The following is a 14,716-nucleotide window of genomic DNA, read 5'->3' on the forward strand; positions in this document are numbered from 1 at the left end:
CCAACGCCTGGCGCGTTGTGCAGGGGGCCCTGACAACTAGCGCGTCAGTGCGCGCCCGCGCCGGTGAGGGAGCGGACTTCCAGTTCGGCGTACTTGTCCTCGTCGTGCTCCTTCGAGATGAGGGTGCCGACGAACCCGCACAGGAACCCGAACGGGATGGACAGGATGCCCGGGTTGGAGAGCGGGAACCACTGCCAGTCGTGGTCCGGGAACATCGACGTCGCCGCGCCCGAGACCACCGGTGAGAAGAACACCAGCACCACGGCCGAGATCAGACCGCCGTAGATCGCCCACACCGCGCCGGAGGTGTTGAACCGCTTCCAGAACAGGCTGTAGAGGATCGCCGGCAGGTTGCCCGAGGCGGCGACCGCGAAGGCCAGCGCCACCAGGAACGCCACGTTGAGGTTCTGCGCGTAGATCGACAGGAGGATGGAGATCGCGCCGATCACCAGCGCGGAGATCCGGGCGACCCGTACCTCCTGGCGCTCGGACGTCTCCCCCTTCTTCAGCACGTTGGCGTAGAAGTCGTGCGCCAGGCTGGACGAGGAGGCCAGGGTCAACCCGGCGACCACGGCCAGGATGGTGGCGAAGGCGACCGCCGCGATGATCGCCAGCAGGGCCGCCCCGCCCAGTTCACCGCCGAAGAACTCCAGACCGAGCGCCTCGGCCAACTGTGGCGCGGCGGTGTTGCCGGCCTTGTCCTGGGCGGTGATCGCCTCACCACCCACCATGGCCGCCGCGCCGAAGCCCAGGGCCAGGGTGAGCAGGTAGAAGGTGCCGATGATGCCGATGGCCCAGAGCACGCTCTTACGGGCGGCCTTGGCGGTCGGCACCGTGTAGAAGCGGATCAGGATGTGCGGCAGACCGGCCGTGCCGAGCACCAGCGCGATGCCGAGCGAGAGCAGGTCCATCTTGTTGTAGAACGTCTGCGTGGCGTTCCCGGCCACCTCGACGCCGTACCGGAGTCCCGGTTCCAGGAGTTTGTCGCCCTTGCCGGACGCGGACGCGGCGGCGCCGAGCAGCTCGGACAGGTTGAAGTGGTACTTCGCCAGCACCAGCACGGTCATCAGCAGCGCGCCGCTCATCAGCAGGAACGCCTTGACGATCTGCACGTACGTGGTGCCCTTCATGCCACCCACGGTCACGTAGATGATCATCAGGGCGCCGACCATGATGATGGTCGCCACCTTGGCGGTGGCCGCGTCCATGCCGAGGAAGGTGGTGCCCGGCTTGATGCCGAGCAGCAGCGCGACCAGCGCACCGGCACCCACCATCTGGGCGAGCAGGTAGAAGATCGACACGGTGATGGTGGAGACGGCAGCCGCCGTGCGCACCGGACGCTGCCGCATCCGGAACGCCAGCACGTCGGCCATCGTGTACCGGCCGGAGTTGCGCAGCAGCTCCGCGACCAGCAGGAGCGCGACCAGCCAGGCGACCAGGAAGCCGATCGAGTAGAGGAAGCCGTCGTAGCCGTAGAGCGCGATGATGCCGGCGATGCCCAGGAACGAGGCGGCCGACATGTAGTCGCCACCGATCGCCATGCCGTTCTGGAATCCGGAGAAGGAGCGGCCGCCAGCGTAGAAGTCGGTGGCCGTCTTGGTCTGCCGGCTGGCCCAGATGGTGATGCCCAGGGTCACCGCCACGAACACCAGGAACAGCGTGATGGTCAGGTTGCGGGCCGTGTGGTTCGTCGCGTCGGCCGCGAGGAGCAGGTCAGCCGCGTGGACCGTTGTCATGGGTCACCTCCCCGATCTCGGCGCGGATCCGGTCGGCGACCGGGTCGATCTTCCGGTCCGCGTACCGGGAGTAGAGCCAGGCGATCAGGAACGTCGAGACGAACTGGAGCAGGCCGAAGACCAGCGCAACGTTGATGTTGCTGCCGAACAGCTTCGTGCCCATGAAGTCCCGGGCGTACGCGGAGAGAATGACGTAGAGCGCGTACCACAGGAAGAACGCGACGGTCATCGGGAAGACGAAGCCGCGCAACGCGCGCCGCAACCCGGCGAACTCGTCTGACTGTTGTACGGCCAGGTACTTGTCCGGCTGGGAAGCGGTCGGCGCGGGTGTGTCCGTGGACATCTGTGGATCACCACCTTCACAGGCGTCGGGGGTAGTTGCGCGCACCGTAGGAGGCACGCTCCCCGACGGGGAAGGTCGAGATCGACGCCGGTCGTCGACTGCGCCGAGCGGTTGGCTGGGTGCGCCGAGTGACCCAGGTCACCCCGGTGACCGGTCGCGCGTCCCGGGAGCCTGGTCAGCCCGGCAGCTCGTGGTACCGCCCCCGGTAGTGCAGCAGCGGCGTGGTGTCCTCGACCAGGTCGACGGCCTCGATGGTGGCCTCCACCAGCAGGCCCCAGCCGTACTCCCGGGCGGTGTCCAGCCGGCACCCCGCCCAGCCGCCGGCGTCGGACGGCACCGGCCCGTAGGGCGTCTCGGTCCACGACCCGGTGGCGAAGAGCCCGCCCGGCGCGGGAAAGAGGCCGGCGAAGCGGTCGGCGAGCTGCCGGTGTGGCGGGCCGAGCGGCGCGACGGCGAACCGGCCCGCCTCCTCGACGGACGCCCAGAGGTCGGACTCCGGGTCGATGAGCCCGAGCAGCCGGTCCGGCTCCCCCTCGGCGACCAGTGTCGACGACACCGTCAGACCCGCCGGGCCGGGCGCGGTCCAGAGGGTGACCGGCGCGGCGAGCCGACCCCGCAGCCGGCGGGCCGGTGACCGCTGGCCGGTCGGCACCGCGAACGGGTCGGTGTGGTGGATCTCGGCACCCGGCTCATGATTCACGTGAAACATTGTGCCGCCCCGGTCCCGCACCCAACCCAGGAAGCGCGCGTGCAGGTCGGCGGGTCGCCCGTTCAGCCGGGCGAGCTGGTCGCCCGCCTCCGCCATCAGCGTGCCCAGGTAGAACAGCAGGGCCGTGTGGTCGTCCCGGTACTCGGCCAGCAGCGCGAGCCGCGCCGGTTGGCAGGGCCAGTGCGCGCCGCAGCCCCGACACCGCCACACCGGCCGCATCGGCAGGTGCGGCCGGCTCACCCCACACCTCCGGCGGCCGGCAGGAGGCAGTACCTCAGTGAGCGTGATGCCGGTGAGTCATCTTGATGCCTGACAGGCATCACGCTCGTCGGGATGTCAGGTCCTCGATCGCGCCGCGCCGCGCCGCCGCGTGCCGGCTCGATCGCGCCCGGCACGGCCGTCGCCGCCACGTTCCTCATCGAGTACGACCACCGCGTCCCGCCCCGACCAGGAATGAATTCGAGCACGGCTGACCTCCTCCCGGTCGATCAAGGGGCCGCCCCGACCGGGGGAATGACCGGGACGGCCCCGACGCAGGACCAGCCGCCGGGTCATCGCCTCCACCGGCCGGGCCGCGTGCTCTCCACCCTGGACGGCGCGGCGTGGACACGGGAGGATTCCAGGGCTTACTACGCACCGCAGTCACGTACTTACCGGAGAGGTAAGGATGAACATCGAGATGTGGGTACGGGCGTTGAAGGCCGCCCGGGCCGGTGCCGACGTGTCCCAGGAGGCCCTGGCGACCCTGATCAGGTGGAGTCCGTCCACGGTGGCCGCCATCGAGACCGGCCGCCGCCGACCGACGATGGAATTCGCGGTGGCCGCCGACGAAGCCCTGGCCACCGGCGGCCTCCTCGCCGAACTCCTCAAGGCTGCGGACCACGAGCACGGCCCATCGTGGTTCGTTCCGTGGCGCGGCTACGAGCAGCGGGCGACGCGCCTCCGTGCCTTCGAGGCATGTCTTGTGCCCGGCCTGTTGCAGACCGAGGAATACGCCCGCGCCGTCATCTCGGCGGGTGGATTGCAGCCGCCGGCCGTGGTCGACGAACTTGTCGCGGTTCGCTTGGAACGTCAACGGCTCTTGTCCCAGGAGGTGCCGCCGCATTGTGTCTTCCTGGTGGATGAGATGGGCCTGCATCGCCCTGTGGGCGGCCACACCGTGCTCAATGCCCAACTCGGTCGACTGCTTGAGGTGGCAGACCTTCCGTTCGTGCGGCTGCACGTCATTCCATTGAGCGTCGGCGAGCACGTCGGGTTCGGTGGCGGCTTCGTATTCGCCGACCTGCCCGACGGAGACAGGGTGCTTTACCTGGAGAATGCTGCTCGCGGACACGTAATGGACGACCCGCAGATGCTCCGATTGATTGATCGCAAATGGGATAGTCTGCTCGGCGAAGCACTGTCCACAGGTGCGTCGATGGACCTGATTCGGAAGCTGAAGGTGACACCATGACGATGATTGAGCCGCGCTGGCGCACCTCCACCCGGTCGACCGACTCCGGTGGCAACTGCGTGGAGGTGGCGGAAAATCTGCCCGGTGTCGTGCTGGTGCGGGACAGCAAGGACCGGTCCGGCCCGGTGCTCACGTTCAGCCCGTCGGCCTGGACCGATTTCCTCGCCGCCCACGCGTCTCGCGGGCCGGCCGCCTAGCGGCGTGGCGTGACGGTGGCCAGCAGTTCCGGCTGACGCCGGTCCAGTACGTCACCGGCCAGGTACGCGCCGAGCAGCGCCGCACCCAGCCCGTACGCGGTGCCGAGCGGCAGGGCCAGCCAGAGCCAGGCGTCGCCGAGCAGCGCGGCGGCCACCACCATCGGCACCCCGATGACCGCCGTGGTGATCATGGCGAGCAGGGTGAGCACCCCCTTCGCCATGCCGGCGCCGCTGTTCATGCCGAACGGGTTGCTCGTCTCCGGCAGCGAGTACGCCCCGAGCACCGAGAGAAAGCTGTTCACCGCCAGTCCGGCGCCGTAGGTGGCGAGCAGACTGCCGACCATCAGCCCGAACCACTGCGGTCGACTGAGCAGCACTGACAGCACCACCGCGACGACCATCAGCATCGGCAGGACGTACAGCGAGAACGCGGTCATCCGCGCGCGCAGCTCGACCCGACCGGGAACGCCGGCCACGACGTTCGCCGCGTACGCGCTGCCGTCGAAGCCGAACTGGTTGGCGAGCGTGGCCGAGGCGACGATGCCGACGAGCAGCAGCGAGAGGGTGACCACGACCGGTGAACTGTCGCCGACCGCCGCGGTGAACCCGCCGTCCTGCGAGGCGAAGTCCCCACCCATGACGTTGACCAGGACGGGCACGAAGATGCCGACCACCGCGATGGTGATCAGGTTGGCGCGGCGGCGGGCGTCCCGCCACCAGTAGCGGGCCTCCCGGGCGACGAGCGCGCCGAACCGGTCCCGCCGGGCCCAGCCGGCGGCGCGGGGGAAGAGTTGAGCGACCGCCCCGCCCTCGACGCCGCCTCGGGCCGGGGCCCGGCCGGCGGTCGCCGAACCGACCATGGCCGACTCCAGCGACCGCGACCACCAGGCCAGCAGGGCGCCGATCGCGGCCACCGTGATCAGTAGCTTGAGCGGAGCGGCCCAGACCCGTCCCTGCGCCACGTCGATGCCGGCGGTCCACGGCGCCCCGAACGGCGTCCACCCGAGCACCGAGGCGGGCCCGGTCAGTCGGGTCCAGTCCGTCTGGCGCAGTGCCGCCAGGCCGAAGACCTGCAACGGGCCGAGTAGCGCGGCGGTCACCGCCAGCAGCACGGCAGCCAGGTCGCGGACCCGACGGGACCGCAGCATGCTGGCGAAGGCGCTGGTCACCGCGCGGCTGGCGGCCACACAGAGCAGCAACCCGGTGAGTACGCCGAGCACGGCCACCACGCCGGCAGACCAACCGCCCAACGCCCAGGCGGTCAGCACCAGCCCCAGCGAGGCGACCGCCGCCGCCAGCACCGGCACGCTGACCAGCGCGGCCGCGAAAAGGCCGACGACCAGGGTGCGGCGCGGCAGCGGTAGCAGCGCGAACCGGGCCGGGTCGAGTGTCTCGTCCACCCCGAAGAAGACCAGCGGCAGCAGCAGCCAACCGAGCACCAGCAGGCCCCCGCCGGCGGCCGCGACCAGCACCGCGTACCGGCCGTTGCCCGTCATACCTGGCGCGGCAAACAGGAAGAAGCCACAGGCCGCGAACCAGAGGCCGAGCAGCGCCCCGCCGACGAACATGGCGATCCGCCAGCCCTGGCCCCGGAAGTTGTTGCCCATCACCCGCAGCTTGAGCCGTACGAAGTGCCGCGCGGAGACCGTGCGCGCCGGGGTGGCGGGTGCGGTGGCCGCGGTGGCCGGGTTCACCGAGACAGCCATGACAACTCGTCACCGGTCGCGGTACGCCCGCCGACCACCTCGACGAAGACCTGTTCCAGTGACCGGTCGCCGCGGACGTCCGCGATCGTGCCGACCCGCTTGATGGTGCCCTGGGCCAGGATCGCCACATGCGAGCACAACCGCTCGACGACCTCCATCACATGACTGGAGAAGACCACCGTGCCGCCCCCGGCCGCGTACCGGGTGAGGATGTCGCGGATCAGCGCCGCCGACACCGGGTCGACCGCCTCGAAGGGTTCGTCCAGCACCAGCACCCGGGGGCCGTGCAGCAGGGCGCAGGCAAGGCCGATCTTCTTCTTCATGCCCGCCGAGTAGTCCACCACCAGCGTCCGACCGGCGTCGCCGAGCGCCAGGACGTCCAGCAACTCCGCGGCCCGCTGGTCGACCACCGCCGGGTCCATCCCCCGCAGCAGCCCGTGGTACGCCAGCAGCTCGGCGCCGCTGAGCCGGTCGAACAGCCGTACCCCGTCGGGCATCACGCCGAGCAACTGCTTGGCCGTGACCGGATCACGCCACACGTCCTGGCCGAGCACCCACGCCGCGCCGGCGTCCGGCCGTAACAGGCCGACCGCCATCGACAGCGTGGTGGTCTTGCCGGCGCCGTTCGGACCGAGCAGCCCGTAGAAGGACCCGGCCGGTACGTCCAGGTCGACACCGGCGACCGCCACCGTGCCGTCGAACCGCTTAGCCAGACCACGCAGCACGAGCGCGGGATGCTCACCAGTCATGGCCCGACGTTATCCGCCGATTGCCAGTTCCACCGTCCGGCGCAAGTCGGACGCACGATCATCCCCGAGACGTAGCCGCCTGATCCGCTCCATCGCCGACCTGTACTCGATCAACAGCGGCCTGCAGTGTGGAATTCGTGCGATCTCCAGACTTCTGAAGTAGTGTTGATGTCGTGTCGATGCCCTTGGAGTCCGTGCCGTTCTCGGAGCTGCTGCGGCAGCCCGCTGAGACAGCCGAGCGGCTGTCCCACGCGCGTGCGGTGCGGCTGCGCCGCCGCGACGCGGCTGATCTGGTGTTGATGTCGGCCGACCGGGCAACGGCCGAGGGTGAGGTCGTGGACCTGACCGCCCGGCTGCTGGCCAGCGTGGTGCGGCGGGATCCGACTCTGGTGCGTGAGGCGCTGCCGACCGTGCTGCCCTGGGTGCGGTTCCTGCCATCAGAGGACCGTGAGCAGATGGCCACCGAGTTCGTCGAGGTGGCAGAGGCTGCTGCGGCGGTGGGAAACACCGCAGCCATTTCGCAGCTGCTTACCGAGTGGCGGCACAGCGCCGAAGTTCACGCCGATCCCGACCTGCACCGCGTTCTGGCCACACCCAGCTCTGACGACTTCGGGGCAGTGCCCCGACCGGCCGCCGAGTGAGCGCCAGGCGCGGCGACCGGGCGGCGCCGCCGCCCCGCCCTGGCGGCTACGCCCTACGGTTCGCCACCAACGACGCGGCCAAGGGCTGGGAGGAGCTGTGCCGCCAGGCGGCAGCCAACACCCGGGCAGCTTTCGATGCCATCGAATCCGACCCCTGCCCGTCACCACCGACCAGCAGGCAGCACCCTCTCAGAGGCTCGCTCGCCACCGCCACGCACAACGGCAAAGCGCTGCCTCAGTGGCAGTACGAGGTCACGGCTGGCGGCCGCATCTGGTATCTCCCCGACCATGACACCCGCACCTGCTGGGTCAAACACGCTGGCACGGGCCACCCCAGAGCCACCGACTGAAGGGACCTGACCCGAAGCCACCCACCCTCGCGCCGATCTTGCGCTCTCGGTTGCCGTAGTGCGAAGAACACACCTTTTGCCATGACAGAAAGTGCAAGATCGCGGAGCTAGGGGTGCGGGACGCCGCGCTAGAGGCGCAGGGCTTCGGGGGTGTGTAGGCGGAGCATGGTGGCGGCTACGTCGGCTGGTGCCCGGCGGCGGGTCGCCATCGAGACCGCGACCATCACGGTGAACGCCAGCGGTACCGTCCAGGCGGCCGGCTGCGCGGTGAGGGTGGCGGGCCAGCCGGTCAGCGGTGGGCCGAGGACGGTGACCAGCACCGCGCCGATCGCCGCTCCGCCGCCGGCCAGCACCCCGGCCGCCGCGCCCAGGTCGGTGAGCCCGCGCCACCAGATGCCCAGCACCAGCAGCGGGCAGAAGCTCGACGCGGCGACGGCGAAGGCCAACCCGACCACCTGGGAGACGTCCAGGCCGGAGACGTGCAGGGCGAGTACCGCCGGCACGCCCCCGGCGATGACGGTCGCCAGTCGGAAGCCGCGTACCGAGCCCCGGCCGAGCACGTCCGTCGAGATCACCCCGGCGACGCTGGTCAGCAGGCCCGACGAGGTGGAGAGGAAGGCGGCGAACGCACCCGCCGAGACCAGCGCGGCGAGCAGCCGCCCGGCCAGCCCGTCGCCGAGGACCGCGCCGGGCAGCAGGACCACCACCGCGTCGGTCTGCCCGCTGACCAGCAGTTGCGGGGTGTAGATCCGGCCCAGCACCCCGTACAGGGTGGGCAGCAGGTAGAAGACGCCGACCAGGGCCAGCACCACGAGCGTCGTCCGGCGGGCCGCCGCGCCGTCCGGGTTGGTGTAGAAACGCACCAGTACGTGCGGCAGGCCCATGGTGCCCAGGAAGGTGGCCAGGATCAGCGAGTACGTGCCGAACAGGCCCCGGTCGTCGGCCCCCGCGGCGCTGGGCAGCAACCAGTCCGCCGCGTCGGTGGCCACCCCGGACACCTGCGGCACCGGGTCGCCGGCGGCGAAGGTCAGTTCGTCGCCGGGGCGTACCTCACGGATGTCACCGTCGGCCAGGGTGAGGGTCGCGCGGTGCTCGACCACGACGGTGGTCGCTGCCCGGAACGTCGGTCCGTCCGGCGGCGTCACCGCCGGACGGGCGTCGGCCTGCCACTGCAACGCCAGGAAGATCACGGGTACGGCGAGAGCCGTCAACTTGAGCCAGTACTGGAACGCCTGGACGAAGGTGATGGCCCGCATCCCGCCGAGCGCCACGTTCGCGGTGACCACGGCCGCGACCAGCAGAGCACCCACCGGGTACGGGGAGCCGGCGACCGTGGCCAGCGTGAGGCCGGCGCCCTGCAACTGCGGCACCAGGTAGAGCCAGCCGATGAAGATCACGAAGGCGGTGGCGAGGATGCGCAGGCGGCGGGACCCGAGCCGCAGCTCGCAGAAGTCGGGCAGCGTGAACGCGCCGGAGCGGCGCAGCGGCGCCGCCACGAACAGCAGCAGGGCCAGGTAACCGGCCGCGAAGCCGACCGGATACCAGAGCACGTCCACGCCGTACTTGAGGACCAGGCCGGCGATGCCGAGGAAGCTCGCGGCCGACAGGTACTCCCCGCCGATGGCGGCGGCGTTCCAGGTCGGACTGATCGCCCGCGAGGCGACCAGGAAGTCGGACGTGGTCCGGGCCAGCCGCAGCCCGTAGAAGCCGATGCCGACGGTGACCAGGGTGACCGCGACGATCGCCGGGACCACGTAGTCGTTGCCCACGTCAGTGCTCCGGCCGCTGCACCAGGTCGGTGAAGTCCTGCTCGTTGCGTTCGGCCAGCCGCACGTAGGCCCAGCCCACCGCGATCAGGAACGGGAACGAGGCCACCCCGAGCAGCAGCCAGGGCAGGTTCACGCCGGCCACGGTGGTCCGGCCGAGCGACGGCGCGATGGCGAACAGCCACGGCAACCCACCCAGCCCGATGACGACCACCAGCGACAACCGCAACGCCAGCGCGAGCTGGGCCCGGACCAGGCCACGGACCAGCGCCTCGCCGACCTGGGTCTGCTGGGCCAGCTCCACGCGGGTCCGCTCGGCACGCGTGTCCCGCCGGGTGATGTCGGCCAGCACGATTCGGGCCCGCCGGGGCGGCGGGACCGCACCGCCCGACCCCACGTCAGGGAGTTGCTTGGCCACCCCGGCAGTCTTGCCCGCCTCGCGCGATTGTCAAGCGCCGACGCTCACCAGTACCGCAGCCCGAGGCAGTACGTCGAAGTGGTGTTCACCGGAATCCTCGCCAGTTCGGGGCGGGCCCGCTCCCGGCCGACGTTCGTCGCCCAGAGGCCGTCCCGGGGCAGGTCGGCGGCGAGCCGGGACAGTGCGCAGATCCGCATCGGCTCGGGCAGCCGGGCCAGGGCCGGTACGGCGTCCGCCGACAGGCCGGACACGTAGTCGACGTCCAACCGGCCGGTTTGCAGGTACCTGTCGACGTTCCGCTCGGCGATCAGCCGATCGGGGTTGACCAGGGCCAGCCCGAGCAGCGCCAGCACCGCCGTGCCGATCACCAGCCGGGGCAACCAGGTGGCCCGGAGCCGTACCACGGCCACGCCGACCAGCACGAACAGCAACCCGAGCCACAGTTCGACGGTCGCCACGACGAGTCGCAGCCGGGTGGCCCCGTACGCGTCGGCGTAGACCTGCATCCGGTAGAGCGCCGAGGCGACGATCACCAGGCTGAGCGCGGTGAGCGCGCCGAGCAGGACGCGGACCAGTAGCCGGTCGGTCCGGGTGGCCTTCGGTGCCCGGCGGGCGGCGACGGCGATCACCAGCAGGGTGAGCCCGGTGACGGCGAGCAGTTGCCAGAAGCCGCTGCGCGCGTACTGCGCGTAGGTGAGTCCCGACGTGCGCAGCACATGCCCCGAGCCACCGAACAGCACCGTCAACTGGACGAGTACGAACGCCGCGAACAGGGCGTCGAGCAGCACCAACGGAAGCGTCCACTCCAACCGGTGCGCGGGCCGGGACGGTGCGGGCCGCAGGCCCTCGAGGTCGGGCGGCCGACTGACCAGGTACGCGGCGCCCAGCAGGCCGCCGCCGATCAGCAGCAGCCGGAACGTCCACCCGATCGTGCCGGGGACCGAGATGTCGGGCAACAGGCCGCTGACCAGGTCGGCGAAGACCGCGTCGGCGGAGGAGAAGAGCAGCCCGAACAGCATCAGCAGACCGGCGGAGACGGCCACGCTGGTCAGCACCCGTCCGACGGCGATACCCGAGCCGGCCGCTCGGTTGTCGCGCAGCCCGCGTACCGCCCAGGGGAGCGCCCGTACCGTCGCGGCCGGCGGCAGGGTCACGGCCAGCAGCATCCCGAGCGGACTGCGCCCGCCGGTCACCGCGAGTGTCCCGGTCACCACGGCGGCCAGCAGGCAGAGGGCGAAGAGCCAGCCGGCCGCCCGGACCGTACCCACGCCCACCAATGCGACGGTCGCGGCCGCCCAGACGACCTGGGCCGCCCGCCCCGATGCCCCCGTGGCATCGGGACGGGCGGTGGCCGCCGAGGCGGCCTGGGCCGCCGGCGGGGTCTGAGCTGCCGGCGTGACCTGGACCGCCGGGGCGGCCTGGCTGGGCGGCGTGGTGGTCGGAGTGATCTGTGCTGCCGGCGTGGTCGTGGCGGCCTGGGCCGTCGGGGTGGCCGGGCTCGGCTGGCCCGTTGCGATGGGCTGGGTCCCCGGAGACGCCGGAGCCGGCGGGGTGGGCGACGACGTCGGCGTCACCGACGCGGGTGGGGCGCTCGTCGGTCTCGCCCGAACGACGGCGGCGACGGCGAGCGCGGCGCTGCCGGCCACCACGGCGACCAGCCAGCCGAGTCCGGGACGGACCATCGTGATCGTCGACGCGCCGAGGATGGCAGCCGCCGCCAGCGCCGCCAGGACGAGCGGACGCGCGGCACCCGATGGGCCTGGCCAGCGCCGCTCGATCAGCGACGGTGGCCGGGGCGCGAGGAGCGGCGCAGCCATCGGCTGAGGCCAGGCCGGTACCGGCCGTCCCGCAGGGCCCATGGCCGGTGCCGCCGGGCCACCGGCCGGCGGTGTGGCTGGACCTCTGGTCGGCGGTGCCGCCGGGCCACCGGTCGGCGCGGCCGCTGGCCCACCGGCAGCCACGGGACCACTGGTCGGCGCGGCCACGGCGTCACTGGCCGGCGTGGCCGCTGGCCCACCGGTCGGCACGGCCACGGGGCCACCGGTCGGCGCGGCCGACGTGCTGGCCGGCGGTCGCGCCGGTGCGTCGGCGACCGGCGTCGTCGGGACGCTGGTCGGAGGCGGAGTGCTGCCAGGGGTGGTCATGCGACCTCTCCTCGGTATGGTCCGTTGTTCGGGATGATGACCTGGATGCGGCAGCCGGGACGGGTGCCCTTGGCGACGCCGACCGGGTCGAGGACCGCGATCCGGCCGCCGTGGAGTTCGACGACCCAGCGGGCGATGGCCAGACCGAGGCCGGTGCCACCCCCGGCGGCGCGGTCACCGCGGGTGAACCGTTCGAACACCCGGGACCGCTCGGCCGTCGGGATGCCCGGCCCCTCGTCGCTCACCTCGAAGTGGAGCTGGCCGGCGTGCTCCTCGGCGCGCACCTGCACGGTGCCGCCCGGTGGGCTGTGCCGGGCCGCGTTGTCGAGCAGGTTCGTGAACACCTGGTGCAGCCGCCACGGGTCCGCGTGCACCGTCAACGGCCCGGCCAACTCGTGCAGCCGGAAGTCCACGTCCAGCCCCGCACCGGCCGCGCTGGCCGTGGCGTGCTCCACCGCCTCGTCGAGGAAGTCCCCCACATCCAGGTGGACCCGGCGCAGCGGCACCACCCCGGCGTCGAGACGGGACAGGTCGAGCAGGTCGGCGACGAGATGCCCGAGCCGTTCGGTCTGGGACAGCGCCGCACGCAGGGCCGCCGGCTCCGGTTCGGCCACCCCGTCCACCATGTTCTCCAGTACGCCCTGCAACGCCGTGATCGGCGTCCGCAGCTCGTGGGAGACGTTGGCGATCAGCTCACGCCGCCGTTGGTCCGCCGCGTGCAGGTCCCCGGCCATCTTGTTGAACGCCTGGGCCAGCTCACCCACCTCGTCCCGGGAGGTGGCGCGTACCCGACGGGTGTAGTCGCCGCGGGCCATCGCCCCGGCGGCGGCCGTCATCTCCCGCAGCGGTGAGGTCATCCCGTGGGCCAGCACCTGCGAAGTGACCAGCGCGATGCCGATGGAGGTGATCGCCGTGCCCGGTGGGAGCCAGCCGATGCCGTACCAGAAGTAACCGATGGCTACCGCCCAGGAGGCGACCAGCAGCACGCCGAGCTTCATCTTTATCGAGCGGACCGGGTCGAGGGGGCGGGGAAGCACCCGGTCCAGCCAGCCGACCAGTTGGCCGGTCACGCGGGGACCTCCAGGGCGTAACCGACGCCGTGGACGGTCCGGATCAGGTCGGCGCCGAGCTTGCGGCGCAGGGCCTTGACGTGGCTGTCCACCGTGCGGGTGCCGGTGCCGTCGGCCCAACCCCACACGTCGGCGAGCAGTCGCTCCCGGGGAAGCACCGTGCGGGGTCGCCCGGCGAGGTGCAGCAGGAGGTCGAACTCGGTGGGCGTGAGGTGCACCTCCGCGCCGGCCCGGCGGACCCGCCGCTCGGTCTCGTTGATCTCGATGTCACCGAGGCGGATGGCGGGTGGCGCGGGGGTCGCGGCCCGTTCCATGCGGCGCAGCAGCACGTGGACGCGGGCGGCCAGCTCGCGCATCGAGAACGGCTTGGTGAGGTAGTCGTCCGCGCCGACGGCGAGCCCGACCAGCAGGTCCGTCTCGTCGTCGCGGGCGGTGAGCATCAGCACCGGAACCGGCCGGACCGCCTGGATACGCCGGCACACCTCCAGACCGTCGAAGCCGGGCAGCATCACGTCGAGGACGACGAGATCCGGCTGCCCGGTCCGGAACCGCTCGACCGCGCTGGGGCCATCCGTGGCGATCTCCACGGCGAAGCCCTCGGCGCGGAGTCGGGCGGCGACCGACTCGGCGATGGTGCGTTCGTCCTCGACGACCAGGACGCGGCGTTCCTTCATGGGGTTTGACTGTAGGGAGCCGCCGTGGAGATCAGTGGGTGGCGTTGTGAACAACCTGTGGAGAACCGGTCAGCCCTGTGGATAACTCGGCGGTAATGGCAGCCGGCCTCCCGGAACGTCCGAGGTTCGTTGTGGACGACCAACCGAGCTGTCAGGGTGGACCGGTAGAGAGGAGGTGTGACGGTGACCAATCCTGCCCGGCCCGGCCGGGGCGACGCCTGGACGGTGGACGACCTCCAGGGCCTCCCCGAGGACAACCAGGTCTACGAGATCTTCGACGGGAGCCTGCTCGTGTCCCCCCATGCGGACGTCTTCCACGGCGCGGTCGCCAATCGCCTCCGCCGGATGCTCGATCGGCAGGCACCGGCAGGTCTGCTCGTCGGCCAGGACATCGGCGTCAGCGCCAAACGCTCGTCGTACTTCGTTCCGGACCTGTTCGTCGCGCACGAGAGCGCGATGGATCGAGGTGGTGCGGCGCTCCACCCGGGCGACGTGCTCCTCGTCGTCGAGGTGATCTCGCCGAGCAATGCCGGCCGCGACCCGGTGCTCAAACGGCACGAGTACGCCGCCGCCGGCATCCCGCTCTACTGGCTGGTGGAACCCCGCAAGCAGACCTTGACCGTTCTCGTCAACGGCCCTGGTGGATACCGCGAGCAGGTCGTCGTTCCGACCGGCGAGGTCTATCGCAGCGAGCGGCCGTTCCCTCTCACGCTCGCGCTCGCCGACATCTTCTGATGGTCAGCGGGGCCGGTGGCGCTGC

General features: G+C 71.4%; 14 protein-coding genes. 4 read left to right on the forward strand and 10 right to left on the reverse strand.

Features of this window, described 5'->3' with window-relative positions; all coding sequences use genetic code 11:
• Positions 1–44: 44 nt before the first annotated feature.
• The 3 genes from AC3EN4_RS17070 to AC3EN4_RS17080 all read right to left on the reverse strand — a co-directional run bounded on the left by AC3EN4_RS17070 (position 45) and on the right by AC3EN4_RS17080 (position 3,007).
• Positions 45–1,736: a solute symporter family protein gene (locus tag AC3EN4_RS17070; RefSeq protein WP_435206768.1), complete on the reverse strand. Its 1,692-nt coding sequence runs from the start codon at positions 1,734–1,736 to the stop codon at positions 45–47.
• Positions 1,714–2,079 (reverse strand): DUF485 domain-containing protein, encoded by a 366-nt coding sequence (locus AC3EN4_RS17075; protein ID WP_435206769.1) that lies wholly within the window; start codon positions 2,077–2,079, stop codon positions 1,714–1,716. The genes AC3EN4_RS17070 and AC3EN4_RS17075 overlap by 23 nt, the downstream gene beginning before the upstream one ends.
• Positions 2,080–2,254: 175 nt before the next feature.
• The gene (locus AC3EN4_RS17080; RefSeq protein WP_435206858.1) at positions 2,255–3,007 is read right to left on the reverse strand and encodes a flavin reductase family protein; all 753 of its coding nucleotides are present in this window, start codon (positions 3,005–3,007) and stop codon (positions 2,255–2,257) included.
• A 448-nt stretch (positions 3,008–3,455) separates the two neighbouring features.
• Between AC3EN4_RS17080 and AC3EN4_RS17085 the strand changes: the two genes are divergently transcribed.
• Positions 3,456–4,241 carry a helix-turn-helix domain-containing protein gene (locus AC3EN4_RS17085; protein WP_422737474.1) on the forward strand — a complete coding sequence of 262 codons (786 nt, stop codon included), beginning with the start codon at positions 3,456–3,458 and terminating at the stop codon, positions 4,239–4,241.
• Positions 4,238–4,438, forward strand: a complete 201-nt coding sequence (locus AC3EN4_RS17090; protein WP_435206771.1) for a DUF397 domain-containing protein — start codon at positions 4,238–4,240, stop codon at positions 4,436–4,438. The genes AC3EN4_RS17085 and AC3EN4_RS17090 overlap by 4 nt, the downstream gene beginning before the upstream one ends.
• Here the strand turns inward: AC3EN4_RS17090 and AC3EN4_RS17095 are convergent.
• Positions 4,435–6,144: an ABC transporter permease gene (locus AC3EN4_RS17095; RefSeq protein ID WP_435206772.1), complete on the reverse strand. Its 1,710-nt coding sequence runs from the start codon at positions 6,142–6,144 to the stop codon at positions 4,435–4,437. The two genes, AC3EN4_RS17090 and AC3EN4_RS17095, sit on opposite strands and share 4 nt — an antisense overlap.
• On the reverse strand, positions 6,129–6,893 hold the full coding sequence (locus AC3EN4_RS17100; RefSeq protein WP_422737471.1) for an ABC transporter ATP-binding protein: 765 nt from the start codon (positions 6,891–6,893) through the stop codon (positions 6,129–6,131). Before AC3EN4_RS17100 ends, AC3EN4_RS17095 begins: the two co-directional genes overlap by 16 nt.
• A 194-nt stretch (positions 6,894–7,087) precedes the next feature.
• Between AC3EN4_RS17100 and AC3EN4_RS17105 the strand changes: the two genes are divergently transcribed.
• A complete protein-coding gene (locus AC3EN4_RS17105; protein ID WP_435206773.1) occupies positions 7,088–7,534 on the forward strand; it encodes a hypothetical protein in 447 nt (148 codons plus the stop codon).
• 478 nt (positions 7,535–8,012) lie between these two features.
• Here the strand turns inward: AC3EN4_RS17105 and AC3EN4_RS17110 are convergent, their stop codons facing one another.
• From AC3EN4_RS17110 to AC3EN4_RS17130, 5 genes are all read right to left on the reverse strand, one after another.
• A complete protein-coding gene (locus tag AC3EN4_RS17110; RefSeq protein WP_435206775.1) occupies positions 8,013–9,653 on the reverse strand; it encodes a sodium/solute symporter in 1,641 nt (546 codons plus the stop codon).
• A 1-nt stretch (position 9,654) separates the two neighbouring features.
• Entirely contained in the window at positions 9,655–10,068 is a 414-nt protein-coding gene (locus tag AC3EN4_RS17115; RefSeq protein WP_435206776.1) for a DUF485 domain-containing protein, read from the reverse strand.
• 44 nt (positions 10,069–10,112) lie between these two features.
• The gene (locus AC3EN4_RS17120; protein WP_435206777.1) at positions 10,113–11,885 is read right to left on the reverse strand and encodes a DUF4153 domain-containing protein; all 1,773 of its coding nucleotides are present in this window, start codon (positions 11,883–11,885) and stop codon (positions 10,113–10,115) included.
• Between the two features lie 323 nt (positions 11,886–12,208).
• A complete protein-coding gene (locus AC3EN4_RS17125) occupies positions 12,209–13,282 on the reverse strand; it encodes a sensor histidine kinase (protein WP_435206778.1) in 1,074 nt (357 codons plus the stop codon).
• Positions 13,279–13,956 carry a response regulator transcription factor gene (locus AC3EN4_RS17130; protein ID WP_422737460.1) on the reverse strand — a complete coding sequence of 226 codons (678 nt, stop codon included), beginning with the start codon at positions 13,954–13,956 and terminating at the stop codon, positions 13,279–13,281. Before AC3EN4_RS17130 ends, AC3EN4_RS17125 begins: the two co-directional genes overlap by 4 nt.
• A 183-nt stretch (positions 13,957–14,139) precedes the next feature.
• Here AC3EN4_RS17130 and AC3EN4_RS17135 point away from each other — a divergent pair, with 183 nt between their 5' ends.
• Positions 14,140–14,691 carry a Uma2 family endonuclease gene (locus AC3EN4_RS17135; protein WP_435206779.1) on the forward strand — a complete coding sequence of 184 codons (552 nt, stop codon included), beginning with the start codon at positions 14,140–14,142 and terminating at the stop codon, positions 14,689–14,691.
• Positions 14,692–14,716: the final 25 nt, after the last annotated feature.

This window comes from Micromonospora sp. bgisy143 (genome assembly GCF_057708145.1).